At 57.8% G+C, this 18,250-nt stretch carries 20 protein-coding genes; 4 read left to right on the top strand and 16 right to left on the bottom strand.

Annotation, left to right across the window (positions count from 1 at the left end):
* Positions 1–2: 2 nt before the first annotated feature.
* The 9 genes from EKN83_RS06875 to EKN83_RS06915 form a co-directional block, all read right to left on the bottom strand.
* Positions 3–1,139 carry a lactonase family protein gene (locus tag EKN83_RS06875; RefSeq protein WP_126800570.1) on the bottom strand — a complete coding sequence of 379 codons (1,137 nt, stop codon included), beginning with the start codon at positions 1,137–1,139 and terminating at the stop codon, positions 3–5.
* Positions 1,140–1,263: 124 nt separating this feature from the next.
* Positions 1,264–2,004, bottom strand: coding sequence for a 2-dehydro-3-deoxy-phosphogluconate aldolase (gene dagF / locus EKN83_RS06880; RefSeq protein WP_126800571.1), 741 nt, complete (start codon positions 2,002–2,004; stop codon positions 1,264–1,266).
* The gene (locus EKN83_RS06885) at positions 2,001–3,119 is read right to left on the bottom strand and encodes a DgaE family pyridoxal phosphate-dependent ammonia lyase (RefSeq protein ID WP_095450375.1); all 1,119 of its coding nucleotides are present in this window, start codon (positions 3,117–3,119) and stop codon (positions 2,001–2,003) included. The genes dagF and EKN83_RS06885 overlap by 4 nt, the downstream gene beginning before the upstream one ends.
* Complete coding sequence (locus EKN83_RS06890) at positions 3,103–4,236, bottom strand: amidohydrolase/deacetylase family metallohydrolase (protein ID WP_126800572.1); 1,134 nt, start codon at positions 4,234–4,236, stop codon at positions 3,103–3,105. The genes EKN83_RS06885 and EKN83_RS06890 overlap by 17 nt, the downstream gene beginning before the upstream one ends.
* Positions 4,237–4,278: 42 nt before the next feature.
* Positions 4,279–4,920, bottom strand: a complete 642-nt coding sequence (locus EKN83_RS06895) for a DUF4310 family protein (RefSeq protein WP_008501407.1) — start codon at positions 4,918–4,920, stop codon at positions 4,279–4,281.
* Positions 4,921–4,932: 12 nt separating this feature from the next.
* Positions 4,933–5,709, bottom strand: coding sequence for a DUF4311 domain-containing protein (locus EKN83_RS06900; protein WP_025759080.1), 777 nt, complete (start codon positions 5,707–5,709; stop codon positions 4,933–4,935).
* Positions 5,710–5,731: 22 nt separating this feature from the next.
* Positions 5,732–6,031 (bottom strand): DUF4312 family protein, encoded by a 300-nt coding sequence (locus tag EKN83_RS06905; protein WP_006810338.1) that lies wholly within the window; start codon positions 6,029–6,031, stop codon positions 5,732–5,734.
* Positions 6,032–6,033: 2 nt separating this feature from the next.
* Positions 6,034–6,396, bottom strand: coding sequence for an SFCGS family glycine-rich protein (locus tag EKN83_RS06910; RefSeq protein ID WP_006810339.1), 363 nt, complete (start codon positions 6,394–6,396; stop codon positions 6,034–6,036).
* A gap of 10 nt (positions 6,397–6,406) precedes the next feature.
* Entirely contained in the window at positions 6,407–6,745 is a 339-nt protein-coding gene (locus tag EKN83_RS06915) for a glycine dehydrogenase (protein WP_025759077.1), read from the bottom strand.
* 451 nt (positions 6,746–7,196) lie between these two features.
* Here EKN83_RS06915 and EKN83_RS06920 point away from each other — a divergent pair, with 451 nt between their 5' ends.
* Positions 7,197–7,319, top strand: a complete 123-nt coding sequence (locus EKN83_RS06920; protein ID WP_255220602.1) for a Hok/Gef family protein — start codon at positions 7,197–7,199, stop codon at positions 7,317–7,319.
* A gap of 69 nt (positions 7,320–7,388) precedes the next feature.
* Here EKN83_RS06920 and cybC read toward each other — a convergent pair whose 3' ends face one another.
* Positions 7,389–7,775, bottom strand: a complete 387-nt coding sequence (gene cybC, locus EKN83_RS06925) for a cytochrome b562 (RefSeq protein ID WP_025759075.1) — start codon at positions 7,773–7,775, stop codon at positions 7,389–7,391.
* Between the two features lie 38 nt (positions 7,776–7,813).
* Complete coding sequence (pmbA, locus tag EKN83_RS06930; protein ID WP_032672597.1) at positions 7,814–9,166, bottom strand: metalloprotease PmbA; 1,353 nt, start codon at positions 9,164–9,166, stop codon at positions 7,814–7,816.
* Positions 9,167–9,261: 95 nt separating this feature from the next.
* Here pmbA and yjgA point away from each other — a divergent pair, with 95 nt between their 5' ends.
* Positions 9,262–9,813, top strand: coding sequence for a ribosome biogenesis factor YjgA (gene yjgA / locus EKN83_RS06935; RefSeq protein ID WP_008501414.1), 552 nt, complete (start codon positions 9,262–9,264; stop codon positions 9,811–9,813).
* Positions 9,814–9,913: 100 nt separating this feature from the next.
* Here the strand turns inward: yjgA and mpl are convergent, their stop codons facing one another.
* On the bottom strand, positions 9,914–11,293 hold the full coding sequence (mpl, locus tag EKN83_RS06940; protein ID WP_126800573.1) for a UDP-N-acetylmuramate:L-alanyl-gamma-D-glutamyl-meso-diaminopimelate ligase: 1,380 nt from the start codon (positions 11,291–11,293) through the stop codon (positions 9,914–9,916).
* A 197-nt stretch (positions 11,294–11,490) separates the two neighbouring features.
* On the opposite strand from mpl, the gene fbp reads away from it, so the two are divergent.
* The gene (gene fbp / locus EKN83_RS06945) at positions 11,491–12,489 is read left to right on the top strand and encodes a class 1 fructose-bisphosphatase (RefSeq protein ID WP_025759072.1); all 999 of its coding nucleotides are present in this window, start codon (positions 11,491–11,493) and stop codon (positions 12,487–12,489) included.
* Positions 12,490–12,639: 150 nt separating this feature from the next.
* Positions 12,640–12,996 (top strand): LysR family transcriptional regulator, encoded by a 357-nt coding sequence (locus EKN83_RS06950; protein WP_126800574.1) that lies wholly within the window; start codon positions 12,640–12,642, stop codon positions 12,994–12,996.
* On the opposite strand, the gene EKN83_RS06955 is transcribed toward EKN83_RS06950, so the two are convergent.
* The 4 genes from EKN83_RS06955 to ytfR all read right to left on the bottom strand — a co-directional run bounded on the left by EKN83_RS06955 (position 12,968) and on the right by ytfR (position 18,159).
* On the bottom strand, positions 12,968–14,539 hold the full coding sequence (locus EKN83_RS06955) for a methyl-accepting chemotaxis protein (RefSeq protein ID WP_095450378.1): 1,572 nt from the start codon (positions 14,537–14,539) through the stop codon (positions 12,968–12,970). The two genes, EKN83_RS06950 and EKN83_RS06955, sit on opposite strands and share 29 nt — an antisense overlap.
* Positions 14,540–14,632: 93 nt before the next feature.
* Entirely contained in the window at positions 14,633–15,634 is a 1,002-nt protein-coding gene (gene yjfF / locus EKN83_RS06960) for a galactofuranose ABC transporter, permease protein YjfF (RefSeq protein ID WP_021240694.1), read from the bottom strand.
* Positions 15,621–16,646 (bottom strand): galactofuranose ABC transporter, ATP-binding protein YtfT, encoded by a 1,026-nt coding sequence (gene ytfT / locus EKN83_RS06965; RefSeq protein WP_014830435.1) that lies wholly within the window; start codon positions 16,644–16,646, stop codon positions 15,621–15,623. Before ytfT ends, yjfF begins: the two co-directional genes overlap by 14 nt.
* Positions 16,647–16,656: 10 nt before the next feature.
* Positions 16,657–18,159, bottom strand: coding sequence for a galactofuranose ABC transporter, ATP-binding protein YtfR (gene ytfR / locus EKN83_RS06970; RefSeq protein WP_045284441.1), 1,503 nt, complete (start codon positions 18,157–18,159; stop codon positions 16,657–16,659).
* Positions 18,160–18,250: the final 91 nt, after the last annotated feature.

The following is an 18,250-nucleotide window of genomic DNA, read 5'->3' on the forward strand; positions in this document are numbered from 1 at the left end:
GCTTAAGGTGAAATGACCATCTGGGATGGGCTGCCGACCGGGGTATAGTCTGGCTCAACGCTTAGCCTGCCGTCCTGACCGACGCGGAAACGGGTAATGTTGTCGCTGCGCTGGTTCATAACGTACAGCCAGCGGCCCTGTTTATCGAGCGTCAGGGTGCGCGGGTAATCGCCTCGCGTCCAGACATCATCCTGATGCGTCAGCGTGCCCTCCGCTGTTACGGTAAAGTGCCCGATGCTGTTATGCAAACGGTTAGCCACATACAGCTGTTTACCATCGGCGCTTAACGCCAGCCCCGCCGCAAAACTGGTGCCTTTGTACCCTTCCGGCAGGGCAGACACTGTTTTGCCCTCTTTCAACGTGCCGTTGGCCTGCACGGCATAGTGGGTGAGCGTCGACGCCTCTTCATTAATCAGCCACAGGGCGTCCCCCTTCGGCGTGAAGACGAAATGGCGCGGTCCGGCCCCTTTTGAGGAGGCGCGAATAAAAGGCGGATCGTTTGGTGTCAGCGTGCCGGTTCGCTCGTCCAGGCGGTACTGGTAGATGCGATCTAACCCCAGATCGGTGGAAAACACGTATTTCCCGCTGGGATCGGCGGCGATCATGTGCGCATGAGGTCCGTTGTGATCGCTGATGGCAAAACTGCCTTCAGCGGCCGCTTCCGGTTTTGCCGCGCCCGGTTCGCCCTGATCCTGATGGATGTCCGTGGCCTCCCCCAGGCTGCCGTCTGCCTTAACCGGCAGAACGGCAATCGACCCGCTGACGTAGTTGGCCACCAGCAGATGCTGGCCATTTGGCGTCAGCGAAAGATAAACTGGCCCGGCCCCGCCGGACGCCACCTGATTGAGCTCGCTCAGCTCTCCCTTATCGCCGATGCGCAGCGCCTGCACCACGCCCTGCTCCACTTCGCTTGCCAGATAGAGCGTTTTGCCGTCGGGCGAGACGGTCAGCTGCGCGGCGTTCGGCAGTTTGCTCACCAGCGTTTTATTGCCGAGCGCGCCGGTTTGCGGGTCGATGGTAAAGCGGTACAGCCCTTCCCCGTTAGGGTTATAGGTACCCACCCAGGCGTACTGCGTCTGGGCGACAGCGGCGCTGGCAAGTAAAGAGAGTGAAGCGACAAGCAGGTTACGGGTGTGCATGGTGGCTCCTTCAGGTGAGTGCGGTGTGTTTCCCCTCACCCCGGCCCTCTCCCCAAAGGGGCGAGGGAGTAATCGTCCCCTCTCCCCTTTGGGGAGAGGGTTAGGGTGAGGGGTGTTGTTTTAATTACATCACCAGCTTCTTCGTCATCGCCAGCAACGTACGCACATCTTCCGGACGCGTATCACCGCTGGCTTTGTCGATAATCGAGCTGTAGATATGCGGGATGATTTTGCTCACGCCTGCGTCCAGGGCGATCTGCAGGATCTCCTCAAAATTCTCCAGATCGATTCCCCCGGTCGGCTCCAGCCAGAAGTCGTGACGGGCGCAGGCTACTGCTACAGCCTGATATTCGTCACGGCACTTGAGCCCGCCCATCGGGAAGTATTTGATTGAGCTGCCGCCGAAATCTTTCAGCAGGGCAATCGCGGTTTCCACCGGCACAATGCCGTCCATAGCTGCGCTGCTCAGCGGGCCGGTGGAGATTTTCACCATGCCGACGGTGCCGGTCGGTGAGACCAGACCGTTGACCACGGAGTCGTTCTGCCCCAGCAGCGCACGGCTGGTGGCGACGCCGGTAAAGACCTGATTGACGTGCTGCGGCTGCACCTGGCGGGCGATTTCGCTCACCATCGCCGACTGGTTCGGGTCGCCTGCGCCAAGTCCTACCGAGAGCGCGTTGTCAATCAGCGCCGCGTACTCACGCATATCAGCGACCGCGCTGGCTACGTCCGGATAATTTTTGGAGAGCACGCCCACCAGCACATGACCTTCCGCCGCCTCGTAAATGGCGCTGGCATTAGCCTTCGAACCTGCCAGCACGTTCAGACAGACGCGGTCACGGTAAAAATTGGGGGTCAGTTTCATGCCTTATTCTCCTGTCCTAACACTTCACTAATGCGACGGTACACAATGTTCAACTGGTCAGCATTCACGCTGCGCACGTCCGCTTCGATGATCCCTTCGTTGGCCTTGTAGCCACGGAAGTAAATGGCGTATTCGCCCTGCTTCAGGGCATTCACCAGCTCGCCGGTGCCGATGCCAGTAATGGCTTCGTCGAACTTAATCTCGGTGCGCGCGATATCGCGGCCCGCGCTGTCCCAGACCACGCGCGCCGTGACGCCGTTCAGGGTGTTGAGTGCGTCGATAAACGGCGTCATCTTCGCCACCATTTCCGCACCGCTCTCTTTGGTCGCCGTCAGGTAGTGTTCGATGGCGCAGGTCAGGCCGAGGATCCCCTCTTTGCCGACCTTCATCGCGCGGCCAATGCCCGCCGTCTGGCGCTTCACCCACTCGACGTAGCGGGTCTTGCCGATCACCAGCCCGCTGGTAGGCCCTTCAATCGCCTTCGCGCCGCTGTAAATCACCAGATCGGCCCCGGATCGGTAGTAGGTATGCAGATCTTCTTCCGCTGCCGCGTCGACGATCAGCGGAAGATCGTGCTTACGCGCCACCACCGCCGCCTGCTCAACGCTGAGCATGCTTTTCTGCACGCAGTGGTGCGATTTGATGTACAGGATCGCCGCGGTGCGTGGGGTGATTGCCGCCGCCAGCTGATCGGCGGAACATTCGTTGGCATAGCCCGCTTCCACCACCCTGCCGCCGCCCAGCGCCACCATGGTGCCCACCGGCGCGCCGAAGTTAACGTTGTGCCCTTTCGGCAGGACGATCTCGTTGTTCTCAACGGGCGTCACGTGCAGGTTTTCCAGCAGCCAGTCACTGTCTTTCACCAGCACCGCCGCCACCGACTGGGCAATGCCCGCCGAGGCGCAGGAGACCACAGTCGCCCCTTCAACGTCCAGCAGCTTCGCGATGTATTCCCCGGTTTTGTTAACCAGATCCTTCATCTCAAAATAGTGATTCATGCCGTCCATCGCCGCCTGAACCACTTCCGGGCGCGGCGTGGAGACGCCCAGCGCCGTCATGCGGCCGGAGGTGTTGATGACCTGCTTTAAGTTGTATTTCTCATAAATCGAAGGCATGTTCCGTGCTCCCTTGTTCGGTCATGTAGCCCTTGCCCGCGCGGATCGCGGCAAGCGGCACCAGAATGTGTTCAGCCTGCAGGCTGTCGTTTTCGGCATCCGTCAGCACCGTCGGCTGACGTTTAACGGTGAACAGCGTCAGGTCGGCGTCAAGGCCGGGTTGAATGCGCCCTTTGCGCGCCAGTCGCAGTCCATCAGCCGCGTTCGCGGTCACGCAGTCAATCACCTGCGGCAATGACATGCCGATGGCGAGGAATTTAGACATCACGCTCGCCAGCGACCCGACCGGGCCATTGATGCGGTTGCGGCAGTAGATATCCGAGCTGATGGTGTGGGGCAGAATGCCCATCGCGATGGCGCGTTTCGCCACCTCAAAGCTGAAGCTCGCCGTACCGTGGCCAACGTCCAGCCGTACGCCGCGCTTCAGCGCAGACGTAATGGACGCCCGCAGCTCGCCGGAAGGCGTCAGAATGCGGTTGGGTTTGCCGTTATAGCAGTGGGTGATGATGTCGCCCGTGCTCAGCAATTCGGCGATTTCGTCGAGGTTTGGCGGGTTATTGCCGATGTGCACCATCAGCGGCAGGTCGCCGTTCTCTTTCTGGATGGCTTTCGCACGCGCAAGCGGCGCAATGCCGTTGTCACCGACCACGCTGCTGCTCATGCGCGCCTTCAGGCCGACGATAAAATCAGGGTGGCGTTTTACCGCCTGTTTCACCGCGTCGGCGTCAACATTGGCCATATTGGCCAGCTCGTTCTGGGCAATCAGCCCTACGCGGGAGATGTTCAACAGCGCGAACACCTCGGTGGTGGCTTTGCGGGTAATTTCATAGAAATCGTCCACGTCGTCTGCCCCGGTACTGCCCGCATCCACCACGCTGGTGACGCCGGTGGCAATCCCGACGCTGTCCGGTTCGTCGTGGTAAATCGGGGAGTTCGGGTAGCAGTGAACGTGCGAGTCGATCCAGCCTGCGCTGACGAACACGTCACCGTTCAGCTCAACCGTCTTATGCGCGGGAGCATCAATCTCGCCCAGCGCCGCGATCGAACCGTCCTGAATGGCGATATCGGTCAGGGTATCGTCGGCAAGGCGCGCGCGGCGCAGGAGTAAATCAAACATGGGGTTCTCCTGATAAGGCGGGCGCCAGCGCGCCCGCAGGTATTAAAGGGCGACCGGGAACAGCCAGCCTAAAATCATTGCACCCAGAATGGCGCCACCGGTAATGGGCTTCTGCCAGATGTAGAACAGCAGCGCGCCCAGCAGGGAGCCCACGCCAATCGGGATGGAGGCGGTCATGGCGCTGAGGATAATCAACGGCCCCAGGAAGCGGCCGGAGGCGTTACCTGCGCCCATCATGACGTCTGCGCCGTAAGTGGAGTTGCTCTGGTTGATGGTGAACTTACGCGCCAGGATAATGACGTAGCCAATCGCCAGACCAATCACCAGGCCGGTGATCAGCGCGGCAATAAAGTTGGTCACCGGGAACATGATGCCCGCCCCCAGCAGCAGTGCCGGAACCCCCAGCCCCACGCCGGTCTGGATGGCGCCGCCGATGTCGAGAATACCGACCAGCGACCCTTCGATAATGCGGGCGAACAGGAAACTCGCGCCAAACGCCGCCACCGCGCCGTAGACGCCGGTATCAATCCCGGCTTTCAGCATCGCCACGAAAGCCACTTCGTTAAACGCGCCGATGCCATAGAGGTAGTACATGTGCGTCCCGGCGAACACGCCGGAGGAGAGCAGGCCAACGAAGATCGGGAACGACCAGTCGGCATACCAAAAACCTTTATTCTGTTCCATTGCAGGCTCCTGTTATTTACCGCTGAGCGAGTTGTGGATCATGTCGAGCCAGTTCGGCACGGTCAGATGGAAGGATTCAATCATCTTCATGTCGAAGCCGCGGAAGAAGCCGCTCAGCACGAAGAGCAGGACGATAGCCGCCATCATCACTTTGGTGACGTGGTTCCAGCCGCTCTCTTCCACGCCTTTACCGATCAGGATCCCCAGTACCAGGCCCGGTACGGCGTTCCCCATAATCAGCTGCGCCGCGCCGCCGAAGATGGTGGCCCAGAAGCCTGATTTTTTACCCGCGTCGATGGCCGCCAGCCAGAAAATCACCGGCATCACGGTGTTGACCAGCAGGTTCGCCGCCGGCACCAGCACCTTCACGGCGGTGACCTGCAGTGCGGCAGGGACCGAGGAGGCGGTCAGGTTCAGGAAGGTCACGACGACCATGCCGATCACGCCGCAGGCAATCGCCATTTTGCGCGGGTCGTGCAGCGTTTCGCCGACGTTACGGTTTTTGATCATCAGTGCAGCCGCACCCCAGTTCGGGATGATGCGGTGGTCAACGTCCTGTGTGAAAGCCCCTGCGGCCACGGAAGAGGCCCAGGCGTTAAAGAAGAAACCTAACCCAAAGGAGAAGTGAGACGCCGGATCCCCTTCGCAGGAGTTCAGCTCCCCCAACGTACGAAACGCGCCCATCCCCTGTGTGGTAGGCGCATGAAACATGCGTGCAGCCCCGGCCCCGACACCGACGCCTACCAGGCCGCCGATGATGAGCGATTTTATTAATATAATTAAGAACATCAGTCTGCCCTTTTATGAATAATCAGCGTTGCGTGACGAAATCCACCTGGTCAAGATTGATGGCGGTCACGTTGACGGTCACATCCAGCTCCACGCTGTAGGTGCGTCTTTCCCGGCGCAGAAAGAAGAACAGAAAGGCTTCTTTTCGCACCGCTTCTTGCGCCTGAACGACCTGCACATCCTGTGGCTCAATACGCAGTAAGATATGCGGTGAGGCTTTCATCACCGCGGCCTGAACGTGGTTGAGCGCGTCGGCAAAGGCGCGCGCTTTGGCGTCGCCTTTCCCCTTCACTCTCACCGTGGTTGTGAACTGTTCTTTCATGCTTATGCGCCGTATTTTTTCTGCCACGCCTGCACCAGACGCTCGCCCAGCTCTTCTTTATCCATAAAGCCAAAGCCCAGCACGTTGCAGCCTTCGTTGATGGCAGTCACCCCTTCATCCACGGAACGCATACCGTATTTGGCTTTGTAGCCATATTTGGTCTGGGCGGTGATGGCCCCCGCGCCGCCGCTGCCGCAGAAGGAGATACCGAAGGTGGCGTTTTCCGCTTTCATCACGTCGCCCAGCTTCATATCCGCGGCCATGCCCGGCACAACCACCGCGCGTCCACCCGCTTTTTCCACACCAGCGGCCACTTTCTGACCTTTACCCAGGCGATCGCCAATCACGACTGTAATCTGTTCCATGTGTTGCTCCTTAAAGGTTGTCTTTCGCGACTTCAAAGTGAACGGAGAGCAGCCAGGCCTCTTCATCAGGAAGGTTGCCAAACTGCGCCACCACTTCACGTGCCAGCCGCATTGAATCCGGTGAAATTTCGTCGAACAGCTCCGCTTCAACCTCCGGCAGCGGCTCGCCGGTCACGGACCGGTGCGCCATCGCACGAACGTGGGAGGTGAGCATCTGCTCCTGTACCGCATTGGGGATGATGTTGTGCCGGGCCAGCAGGGCGTAAACCTGCTGCAGCATCGTGTTCGCAAGCTGCTCTGTTTGCACTGCCTGTTCCCCAACGTCGTTCATTACCGCTCCGTTACTCACTGGTCTTACCCCGTTAATGGCTCTGTAAGTAAACTAACGGCGGGGGGAAAGGGTTTGTAGCGAGTTGTTTTCCACTTCGAAGTGGAAAGGCGGGCCGCAGCAGTGATCTGTGCCACATAAATGAGCTGAATCTGGATAAACCACTGTATTTACGTGATGAATGTCACGCTATTACGCGGCAAGAAACAGGTCAGCAAAGTGGAAAAGATTACGAGTCGGCTCGTAGAAATGTGACGTGGATAAGGTTTTCTTATGGGGATTCGCTAGAGTGGCGACGGGTGCTTGAGACTGACCGTCTCAGGCAAGGGACGGAAAGTGGAAAGCCCCTACCTGAATTTAAATCAGGACGGGGCTGTAAACGACACGTCTAGCCACGTGATGTTTGCTACCTCGCCCGCTTTAAAGCAAGGAGGCATCCATGAAACGCCAATCCCCAATTATCCGGGTTTTGATGATTGTTGCTTTGACGATAATCATCTTAACGCTGATGACGAGGAAAACACTGTGCGAGATCCGTTTTCGAAACGGCTCGCTTGAAGTGATAGCGCGGATGGATTGTCGCTCCGGCAAGTAGGGAGCAAAGATGTGGAGGCGCGTAATGCGCCTCCGCATACGGGGAAGGACGTACAGCTCAGGCACCCAATTAACGGTACTTTTTATGATACGTGTTGCGCGTCGTCACAAACTGCTCGGCCGCGGCCTGGGCTTCTTTCACTTTGCCTTCGTTGGCGAGCTTCAGCGCACCGTCGATTTGCCCTACCAGCACGTCAAAGCCGTGACGGTAGTCTTTCATCTCGGCACTGTCTGCCGCTTTGTTTTCAAGCTTAGGCGGTGTTGCTTTCTGGGCATCCAGCGCCGCTTCACGCATTTTGGTCAGCGCGTCTTTCATTTCCGCCGCATTGTCCGTTTTCTGCACCACCTTCAGGTTTTGCCCGAGGATGCCCATGTCGTCTTCAAGATCGGCAGCAAACGCAGAAGAGCCAAGAACCAGCGTTGAAGCCGCGACGATCGCTAACAGATGTTTACGCATTGCTCACTTCCTTTTTTATTATTAACAAAACGCTATCTCTATTGTCCGGCGATTTTCATTTCCGGGAGTAATACAGAACCACACTGTATATTGCTGCGTGTTTCAATATCGTTACCGACCGTAACGATGTTGCGCCACATGTCCTTCAGGTTGCCGGCAATGGTAATTTCGCTCACCGGATACTGGATTTCGCCATTTTCCACCCAGAAGCCCGCCGCACCGCGAGAGTAATCCCCGGTGATGCCGCTAACGCCCTGGCCCATCAGCTCTGTGACGACCAGCCCGGTGCCCATCTCTTTCAGCATCTGCTCAAAGCTCAGGCCCTGTCCGGCGATGCGCCAGTTATGGATGCCGCCTGCATGCCCGGTGCTTTTCAGCCCCAGCTTGCGCGCGGAGTAGTTGGTCAGCAACCACTGGGTCAGCACGCCGTCTTTGACGATATCACGACGTTCGGTACGCACGCCTTCGCTGTCGAACGGTGTGGAGGCGAGGCCTTTCAGCAGGTGCGGATGCTCTTCGATGGTCAGCCAGTCCGGCAGGATCTGCTTGCCCAGCGAGTCGAGCAGGAAGGTCGATTTACGGTACACGGAGCCCCCGGCGATAGCGCCCACCAGATGGCCAAACAGTCCGGTCGCCACTTCATTGGCAAAAATGACCGGGGCCTTCATGGTGGAGAGTTTACGCGGTGACAGTCGTGACAGCGTGCGTTCGGCGCACTCTTTACCGACCCACTCCGGAGACTGTAAATCCCCCAGCGCACGGCCGATGGTGTAGGCGTAGTCGCGCTCCATGTCGCCGTTCTCTTCGGCGATCACGCAGCTGGAGAGCGAATGACGGGTGGAGCAGTAGCCCTGCAGCATGCCGTGGCTGTTGCCGAACACTTTGATGCCGTAATGGCTGTTGAAGCTGCCGCCTTCGGTATTGGTAATACGTTTATCGGCCTGCAGGGAAGCCTGCTCAGCGCGGGCTGCCAGTTCAATGGCTTCGTCCGGGGTGACGTCCGCTGGGTGGAAAAGGTCGAGATCCGGGGCGTCAAAGGCCAGCAGCTCTTTATCCGCCACGCCAGCGTAAGGGTCTGGCGAGGTATAACGGGCGATATCCAGCGCCGCCTGCACCGTCCGGGCAATGGCATCCGGGCTGAGGTCGGTCGAGGAGGCACTGCCTTTGCGATTCTGGTGATACACCGTGATCCCCAGCGCGCCATCGCTGTTGAATTCTACATTTTCCACTTCGCCATAGCGGGTACTCACGCTAATACCGGTGGTTTTGCTGACCGCCACTTCGGCGCCATCTGATTTACCTGAAGCGAGCGTCAGCGCGGTGGAGACGGCTTCTTCCAGAATCTTACGCTGCGCTTCAACTTGTGAGGTTACTTTCATCGCAAATGCCATACTGTAAGAGAGAGTTAACTGAAGTCTAACAGAGAACCGTTTTTCAGTGCGCGTCTTAACTGGTAACATTAGCCTCTTTTTTTAAGGAGCCTGACATGACTAAGCAGCCCGAAGACTGGCTCGACGACGTTCCCGGTGATGACATCGAAGACGAAGATGATGAGATCATCTGGGTCAGTAAAAGTGAAATTAAACGCGACGCCGAAGAGTTAAAACAGCTTGGCGCAGAAATGGTGGAACTGGGTAAAAACGCGCTGGACAAGATCCCGCTCGACCAGGATCTGCGTGATGCCATTGAACTGGCACAGAAAATCAAAAAAGAAGGCCGTCGTCGCCAGCTTCAGCTTATCGGTAAAATGCTGCGTCAGCGCGACGTTGATCCGATCCGCCAGGCGCTGGACAAGCTGAAAAACCGCCATAACCAGCAGGTTGCGCTGTTCCATAAGCTGGAGCAGATCCGCGATCGTCTGATTGAACAGGGTGATGACGCCGTACCGGAAGTCCTGAACCTGTGGCCGGATGCCGACCGCCAGCAGCTGCGCTCCCTGATCCGTAACGCGAAGAAAGAGAAAGAAGGGAATAAGCCGCCGAAGTCTGCGCGCCTGATTTTCCAGTATCTGCGCGAGCTGTCTGAGAACGAAGAGTAATCCGTGCGTTTTGCGCCGGATGGCGGCGTAAACGCCTTATCCGGCCTACAAGGTCGTGCAAAATCCAGGCCCGGTAAGCGCAAGCGCCACCGGGCTTTTTTTACACGTCGGCGGCCGCTTCCGCTTTTTTCGCCAGACCGTCCAGCAGCTTCTGATGAATCCCACCAAAACCGCCGTTACTCATCACCAGAATATGGTCGCCCGGCTGGGCCGCTTTCACCACCATCTCCGCCAGCGTATCCACATCCGCGCTCCAGTGCGCCGGCTGAATGCAGGCATCGGCCACTTCCGCCACCTGCCACGGAATATGCTGCGGCTGCAGCAGGAAGACCTCATCGGCACGCCCTAAAGAGGGCGCGAGATCGTCTTTGCAGATCCCCATCTTCATGGTGTTCGAACGCGGTTCCAGCACCGCCAGAATGCGCGCGGTACCGCCGACTTTGCCGCGCAGGGCCGCAAGCGTCGCCAGAATCGCCGTTGGATGGTGTGCGAAATCGTCATACACCGTGACGCCGTGGGCTTCACCGCGCAGCTCCAGACGGCGACGGGCATTGATAAACGAGCCCAGTGCGTTCGCCGCATCCGCAGGCTGAACGCCCACATGGCGTGCGGCCGCGATCGCCATCAGGCCGTTGTGCATGTTGTGTTCACCCACCAGGCCCCACTTCACCTCACCCACTTTTTCACCGTCGAGCAGCACTTCCCACTCCGAGGCATCCGCGTTGAGTTTCTTCGCCTGCCAGTGGCCCTGCTCGCCCACCAGCTCCTGCTCGCTCCAGCAGCCCATTGCCAGGGTCTGTTTCAGGTTGATGTCGTTTTCCGGCAGGATGATACGGCCCTGGCCCGGCACGATGCGCACCAGATGGTGGAACTGCTTCTGAATGGCTTTCAGATCGTCAAAGATATCCGCATGGTCGAACTCAAGATTATTGAGGATCAGCGTCCGCGGGCAGTAATGGACGAATTTGGAACGTTTGTCGAAGAAGGCGCAGTCATACTCGTCGGCTTCGATAACAAAGAACGGGCTGTCCCCCAGGCGCGCAGAGACGTCGAAATTACCCGGTACGCCGCCAATCACGAAGCCCGGTTTATAGCCACAGGCTTCAAGGATCCACGTCGCCATCCCGGCGGTGGTGGTTTTACCGTGGGTCCCGGCAACGGCAACCACCCAGCGGTCACGCAGCACGAAATCATGCAGCCACTGCGGGCCGGACATGAACGGAATATTGCGTTCCAGTACCGCCTCAACGCACGGATTGCCGCGGGTCATGGCGTTGCCAATGATGACCAGGTCCGGCTCGGGATCCAGCTGGCTGGCATCGTAGCCCTGAATCAACGCGATGCCCTGTTTCTCCAGAAGCGTGCTCATTGGCGGATACACATTGGCGTCCGAACCTGTCACTTCATGGCCCAGCGAGCGCGCCAGCATTGCCAGTCCGCCCATGAAAGTGCCACAAATCCCCAATATATGAATGCGCATACGTCACTATCCTTCTTCAATGTGGCGCACATTTTACTCACATGTTAGCGGCTGTGAAACGCATTTCAGGAAAATCCGTATCCTGCTGGCGCGATTCACCTCTGCGCTACTATTTGAATCTTTGTTAAGATTGTTGGGCTTTAGTCGTTTTAGTGAACATACAATCGCTTTACTCACAAAGATGCAGGGAAAGTGTTATGAAAACGTTAGGTGAATTTATTGTCGAAAAGCAGCACGAGTTCTCTCATGCTACCGGTGAACTCACTGCTTTGCTGTCGGCAATAAAGCTGGGCGCTAAGATCATCCACCGTGATATCAACAAGGCCGGTCTGGTCGATATCCTGGGTGCCAGCGGTGCCGAGAACGTTCAGGGCGAGGTTCAGCAGAAACTCGATCTGTTCGCAAATGAAAAACTGAAAGCTGCACTGCGCGCGCGCGACATCGTTGCGGGTATCGCCTCCGAAGAAGAAGATGAAATTGTTGTTTTCGAAGGGTGTGAACACGCGAAATACGTTGTTCTGATGGATCCGCTCGACGGCTCCTCCAACATCGACGTTAACGTTTCTGTCGGTACCATTTTCTCCATCTACCGCCGCGTCACGCCTGTTGGCACGCCGGTGACCGAAGAAGATTTCCTGCAGCCGGGCAATAAGCAGGTTGCTGCCGGTTACGTCGTGTATGGCTCCTCCACCATGCTGGTGTATACCACCGGGTGCGGGGTTCACGCCTTTACGTACGATCCTTCCCTGGGCGTCTTCTGCCTGTGTCAGGAACGTATGCGCTTCCCGGAAAAGGGCAGTACCTACTCCATCAACGAAGGAAACTACATCAAGTTCCCGAACGGTGTGAAGAAGTACATCAAATTCTGCCAGGAAGAAGATAAAGCGACGCAGCGCCCGTACACGTCCCGCTATATTGGCTCTCTGGTTGCGGACTTCCACCGTAACCTGCTGAAAGGCGGTATCTACCTCTATCCAAGCACCGCAAGCCACCCGGACGGGAAACTGCGTCTGCTGTATGAATGCAACCCGATGGCGTTCCTGGCCGAACAGGCGGGCGGCAAGGCGAGCGACGGTAAAGAGCGTATTCTGGATATCGTGCCGGAAAGCCTGCACCAGCGTCGTTCATTCTTCGTCGGCAACAACCACATGGTTGAAGACGTTGAACGTTTTATCCGTGAGTATCCGGACGCGTAATACCTTTCTTCAGGGGAGCCCGTCTGGCTCCCCTGTTCATTTATATATTTTACCGTATAAGTGTTTATAAAAAACACGCTTTAATCCTGAGCACTGCTCCTGCATTATTTCCATAACAGTTTGACAGATATTTCGTGGAGCAGAATCGCAATGAAAAATTATTCTCGTGCTAATACCGGTATTGATTTAAATCTTATCCCTGTTTTTATTGAGATCGTCCGCTGCGGCAGCATGGCAAAGGCGGCGGTGCGTCTCGACATGTCCCGCCCCGCGGTGAGTCTGGCCCTGAAACGTTTTAATCAACTGTTTGATGAGCCGCTGTTTTTCCGCAAAGGTTTATATCTCGAGCCGACGGAAAACGCATTAGCTCTAACCAGTTCGCTGGAAATATTAATGGGCGATATTCACGATAATATCGCAGCAGTCAATTCTGCAAAAAATAAAACCCCGACACAAAACGTACCGGGGCTGGGCAATATTATGCCGCGTTCTGAGTCGTCACTTTGAATGAGGACATGGCGTCCATCAGCTGACGCGACTGCTCCTCAAGGGAGCGGGTCGCGGCGGAGGATTGCTGCACCAGCGCCGCATTCTGCTGCGCGGTTTCGTCCATCTGATTCACCGCAATATTCACCTGCTCAATGCCGCGGCTCTGCTCCTGGGACGCGGTGGCAATTTCGCGCATCAGTTTCGTCATGCGCAGCACTTCAGTTGCAATCTCATCCATTGTTTCACCTGCCTGCTGAGCCAGCTCGCTGCCCTCGTTAACATGGGTCTGCGAATCACTGATAAGTGAGCGGATCTCTTTCGCCGCGTCGGCGCTACGGCTGGCAAGGTTTCGCACTTCGCCCGCGACGACGGCAAACCCGCGCCCCTGCTCGCCCGCGCGCGCCGCTTCCACGGAGGCGTTAAGCGCCAGAATATTGGTCTGGAAGGCAATGCCGTCAATCACGCTCAGAATGTCGGCGATACGCGCCGAGCTGCCGGAGATATCCCGCATTTTCTCAATCACATAGCAGACCATTTCGCTGCCATGATCCGCGGTATCAGACACCGATTTCGCCAGCTGGTGCGCCTGCTCGGCGTTATCGGCGTTGAGTTTCACCGTGGCGGTGATCTCTTCCATGCTGGCGGCCGTCTGTTCCAGCGACGTGGCGGTGGATTCAGTGCGCTCGGCAAGATCCCGGTTCCCCGCCGTCAGTTCGCGGCTGCCGGTGTCAATTTGCGCGCTGGCATCACGTACCCGCAGCACCGAGTTCATCAGCGACTGACGCATCTCCTCTATGGCGGCATTGAGACGGTTAAATTCCTGGCTCGCGGGCGCATTTAGCGTATGGGTTAAATCACCCGCCGCCACGTTCTCCAGCTGAGCGATTGACGCCGAGAGCGGCTTGAGCAGCATATGGCGCAACACCAGCCAGGCCAGCACGATAATGCCTGCCGTCAGCAGCGCTGCGACGATAATCAGGATCAGTACGCGGGTTTTATTCGCCTGCACGGCACTGACTTCTGCCTGGCCTCGCGCTTCACTCCATTTCTGAAACGCCTGCATAGCGTTATCAAATTGCTTCGCCACCGGGATCAGGGCGTTTTCCAGCAGATCGTAGTAATTGTCAGCGCTCTGGTCATTCAGGGCTTTCAGCATCGGGTTGATCCCCTGCTGGTTATACGCCGCCAGCGTGGTCGCCACGTTATTGAGAAGCTGTTGTCCTTGCTCGTCAGCCACGCCGCCGTCGATCACGCCTTTCAGCGTTTTCTGGGCCAGGGCGACTTCCTGATTGATATTTTTTACCGCTCGGGAGGCATCGTCCAGCATACCGATTTCCATCATCCGGACGGCCTGGCCCGCTTCATTGCGCGCACGCAGGATCAGCGTATAGCCAGAATTAAGCTGCACCATCTGCTCACCCTGAAGGTGGTTGATACGCTGCAGTGAAGAAGAACTCTGTGTGAGGGCATAAATGCCAATGCCGCTGACAATCAGCAGCAGAAGGGTCATAACGGCCAGTAAAGAGAGCAAGCCGGTACGAATCGATAGCGTTTTAAGCATGATATTATTTCCGGTAGCGAGATATTTCTGGGCATAAAAAAAGAGTATCGGCCGCTACCGGAAAATGTTTAGACTTTAAGCAAATTCAGCATGTTATCGCTCTGTTACTGACGTGTTTACGCGGGTAACAGGTGAGCTTTGGCGGTTCTCCCAGAGCACCGTCAGACCGCGCTGCAGGGCAATAAAGATAAACAGCAATATGCCGATGGCGATCTTCGTCCACCAGGAGCTGAGCGTACCGTCAAAGTTGATATAGGTCTGGATCAGCCCCTGGATGGCCACGCCGAACAGCGTTCCCAGCACCGTTCCCACTCCACCGCTGAGCAGCGTGCCGCCGATGACCACCGAGGCAATGGCATCCAGCTCGACACCCACCCCTGCCAGCGCGTAGCCCGCCTGGGTATAAACCGAGAAGACTATACCCGCCAGCGTCGCCAGCCCGGTCGAGAGCATATAGATGCGAATGGTGGTGCTGCGGGTGGAGATCCCCATCAGGTTTGCCGAGGTGGCGTTACCGCCAATGGCGTAAACCTGGTTGCCAAACCGGGTACGGTGGGCAAGGAAGATGCCAATGACCACCACGCCCAGCATCAGAAGCCCCATCGCGCTCAGACGACCGCCGCCGGGGATTTTCCACGCCAGGCTGGAGAGCGTGTCGTACACCGGATGGTTAATCGGAATTGACTCTTCCGACACCAGATAGCTCACCCCGCGCAGGAAGAACATGCCCGCGAGGGTAATGATAAAGGCCGGGATCTTTAACGCGTCGATCAACAGCCCCATAAAGGCACCAAACGCGCAGCCCATCACCAGCACCAGCGGGAAGGCCACCAGAGGAGAGATCCCCCAGAAACCGATCGCCTTCGCGAGGAACACGCCGGTGAAAGCGATCACCGAGCCGACGGAGAGATCGATCCCACCGGAGAGGATCACAAACGTCATGCCGACGGCGATAATCCCTAAAAAGGCGTTATCGGTCAGGATGTTGCAAATCACACGCGTCGAGGCAAACCCCGGGAACTGGGTCAGGCAGTAGAGATACCCCAGCACAAACACGCCCAGGGTGATCATTAACGGTAAATTACGTTTTATCATGGCCACGGATCCCCTTAATGATGCTGACAAAGCGCGGTGACTGGACGATCAGCACGCAGAGCACGACCACCGCTTTTACCACCTGGTTGAGTTCCGGCTGGAAACCGGAGAGCAGGATCCCGGTGTTCATCCCCTGAATGATCAGTGCGCCAATCACCGAGAGCAGCAGGTTAAAGCGCCCGCCCATCAGCGATCCGCCGCCGATCACCACTGCCAGGATCGCATCCAGCTCCAGCCAGAGTCCGGCGTTGTTGGCATCGGCCCCGCGAATATCTGCCGCGACGATAACCCCGGCGATGGCGGCGCACACACCGCTCAGGACGTAGGTCAGCATCACCATCAGCCGCGTATTGACCCCGGCGTTGCGTGCCGCGCGAATATTGATGCCGACGGCTTCAATGAACATCCCCAGCGCCGTTTTGCGGGTGAAGAGCCAGAACACCACCAGCGTGACCAGGGCAATGATCACCGGCGTGGGGAAGAACAACAGCTTGCCGCTGCCGAGCCAGGCGAGGTTCGGCGAGTTGAAGGTGACAATCTGTCCGGAAGTAATGAGCTGTGCCACACCGCGCCCGGCGACCATCAAAATGAGCGTGGCGACAAAGGGCTGAATCTTCAGCACCGCCACCAGAATGCCGTTCCATAATCCTGCCAGCACGCCAGTACCTAATGCCGCCAACAGGACGACCGGCAGGCTGTGCCCGGCCACGGTCATCGAGGCTGCCGTGGCCCCGGCGATGGCCATCACCGCGCCGACGGAGAGATCGATCCCGCCGGTGGCAATGACCAGCGTCATCCCGATGGCCAGCAGCGCCACGGGCGCAGCCCGGTTCAGGATGTCTATCGGGCTGCCAAACAGGCGACCATCCTGAACAATAATCTGGAAGAAATGCGGTGCGACAAGGCTATCAACCAGCAGTACCACCAGCAGCGCCGCGATTTGTGGCGTGCCGGTTGGCCAGTTGAAGCGGCGCTTTGTTTCGCCAGTTTGCGAAAGCGAACGGGACATCACGATTCACTCCTTATGCCGCAATGGCATTCATGATCGCCGGAACGGACAGCTTATCCAGCGGGATCTCTGCCACCTGTTTGCGATCGCGCATGATAATGACGCGATCGGCATAGCCCACCAGCTCTTCCAGCTCAGACGAAATGACCAGCAGCGCCAGGCCGTCCGCACACAGCGTTTCGATAAGGCGAATAATTTCGGCGTGCGCCCCCACGTCAATGCCGCGGGTCGGTTCATCGAGGATCAGGAACTGCGGTTTGGTCAGCAGCCAGCGTGACAGCAGTACTTTTTGCTGGTTGCCGCCGGAGAGAAACTCAATGGGCTGTTCCGCGCTCGGGGTGCGGATGCCGAGCTGGCGGATAAAGCGCTCCGCAATCGCGTTCTGCTCTTTGCGGGGGATTGGCCGCAGCCAGCCGCGCTGCGCCTGCAGGGCCAGAATGATATTTTCGCGCACCGAGGCCGCGGCAATGATGCCATCCGTTTTCCGGTCTTCCGGGCAGAAACCAACGCCAAGACAGGAGGCCTGATGCGGCGATCGCAGGGTTTGCGGTTTACCCTTGATCAGCGCAGTGCCGCTGTCCGCAGGTTTGATCCCGAAGATCACTTCGGCGGTTTCGGTGCGTCCGGAGCCCAGCAGGCCCGCCAGGCCGACAATTTCGCCCGGGCGGACTTCCAGGTTAAACGGCGAGATCACCCCTTTCTTGCCATAATCGCTGAAGGCGGCGACCGGTTTTTCGCTCAGCAGCGTGCGGCCTGCACGCTGAAGGGCGTTGGTTTCAAGTTCACGCCCCAGCATCATTTTGACCAGTTCGATCTGCGGCAGCTCGCGGGTTTCACGGCAGCCGACAAAGCTGCCGTTACGCAGCACCGTAATGCGATCGCTCACCTCGTACACCTGATCGAGGAAGTGGGTGACGAAGATCAGGCTGACCCCCTGATCGCGCAGCTGGCGCATCAGGGTAAAGAGCATTTCCACTTCCTGGGTGTCAAGGCTGGCGGTGGGTTCATCAAGGATCAGCACTTTTGCGGAGAGATCGATGGCGCGACAGATGGCGACAATCTGCTGCATCGCCACGGAAAAGCGGTTCAGCGGCTCGCGAACGTCGAGGGAGAAGCCGTATGATTCCATCAGCTTCGTGGCACGCGCCTCCATCTCTTTGCGGCGCAGCAGGCCAAAGCGTCGTGGCTCCCGGCCAATAAACAGGTTATCCGCCACCGACATATTCGGCAGCAGGTTCACCTCCTGGTACACCGTCCCGATCCCCAGCTGTTGGGCATGAGCGGTGTTTTTCGGTGAAATGGCGTGACCTTCCAGCCAGATGGTGCCGCGATCGGCGTGGTAAACGCCTGTCAGGGCTTTAATCAGCGTTGATTTTCCCGCCCCGTTCTCCCCCAGCAGCGCCATGATTTCACCGCGCCGCAGGCTGAAATCAACGTTATCCAGCGCTTTTACGCCGGGAAAAAATTTACTCAAGCCCTCTGTGCGGAGGATTGCCTGGTGTTGTTCAGTGGTCATGGTTTTCCCCCCCTCACCCTAGCCCTCTCCCCGGAGGGGAGAGGGGATCGAACGTGCAAATTGTTTATTTCCAGCTCCGCCCTGCCTTTTT

The organism is Enterobacter sp. WCHEn090032 (assembly GCF_003986875.1).
Classification (GTDB): domain Bacteria; phylum Pseudomonadota; class Gammaproteobacteria; order Enterobacterales; family Enterobacteriaceae; genus Enterobacter; species Enterobacter sichuanensis.

Bases quoted from the DNA above. Each gene is read 5' to 3' on its own strand.
- EKN83_RS06875 (WP_126800570.1), bottom strand. From the start codon at position 1,139: ATGCACACCCGTAACCTGCTTGTCGCTTCACTCTCTTTACTTGCCAGC.
- dagF (WP_126800571.1), bottom strand. From the start codon at position 2,004: ATGAAACTGACCCCCAATTTTTACCGTGACCGCGTCTGTCTGAACGTG.
- EKN83_RS06885 (WP_095450375.1), bottom strand. From the start codon at position 3,119: ATGCCTTCGATTTATGAGAAATACAACTTAAAGCAGGTCATCAACACC.
- EKN83_RS06890 (WP_126800572.1), bottom strand. From the start codon at position 4,236: ATGTTTGATTTACTCCTGCGCCGCGCGCGCCTTGCCGACGATACCCTG.
- EKN83_RS06895 (WP_008501407.1), bottom strand. From the start codon at position 4,920: ATGGAACAGAATAAAGGTTTTTGGTATGCCGACTGGTCGTTCCCGATC.
- EKN83_RS06900 (WP_025759080.1), bottom strand. From the start codon at position 5,709: ATGTTCTTAATTATATTAATAAAATCGCTCATCATCGGCGGCCTGGTA.
- EKN83_RS06905 (WP_006810338.1), bottom strand. From the start codon at position 6,031: ATGAAAGAACAGTTCACAACCACGGTGAGAGTGAAGGGGAAAGGCGAC.
- EKN83_RS06910 (WP_006810339.1), bottom strand. From the start codon at position 6,396: ATGGAACAGATTACAGTCGTGATTGGCGATCGCCTGGGTAAAGGTCAG.
- EKN83_RS06920 (WP_255220602.1), top strand. From the start codon at position 7,197: ATGATTGTTGCTTTGACGATAATCATCTTAACGCTGATGACGAGGAAA.
- cybC (WP_025759075.1), bottom strand. From the start codon at position 7,775: ATGCGTAAACATCTGTTAGCGATCGTCGCGGCTTCAACGCTGGTTCTT.
- pmbA (WP_032672597.1), bottom strand. From the start codon at position 9,166: ATGGCATTTGCGATGAAAGTAACCTCACAAGTTGAAGCGCAGCGTAAG.
- yjgA (WP_008501414.1), top strand. From the start codon at position 9,262: ATGACTAAGCAGCCCGAAGACTGGCTCGACGACGTTCCCGGTGATGAC.
- mpl (WP_126800573.1), bottom strand. From the start codon at position 11,293: ATGCGCATTCATATATTGGGGATTTGTGGCACTTTCATGGGCGGACTG.
- fbp (WP_025759072.1), top strand. From the start codon at position 11,491: ATGAAAACGTTAGGTGAATTTATTGTCGAAAAGCAGCACGAGTTCTCT.
- EKN83_RS06950 (WP_126800574.1), top strand. From the start codon at position 12,640: ATGAAAAATTATTCTCGTGCTAATACCGGTATTGATTTAAATCTTATC.
- EKN83_RS06955 (WP_095450378.1), bottom strand. From the start codon at position 14,539: ATGCTTAAAACGCTATCGATTCGTACCGGCTTGCTCTCTTTACTGGCC.
- yjfF (WP_021240694.1), bottom strand. From the start codon at position 15,634: ATGATAAAACGTAATTTACCGTTAATGATCACCCTGGGCGTGTTTGTG.
- ytfR (WP_045284441.1), bottom strand. From the start codon at position 18,159: ATGACCACTGAACAACACCAGGCAATCCTCCGCACAGAGGGCTTGAGT.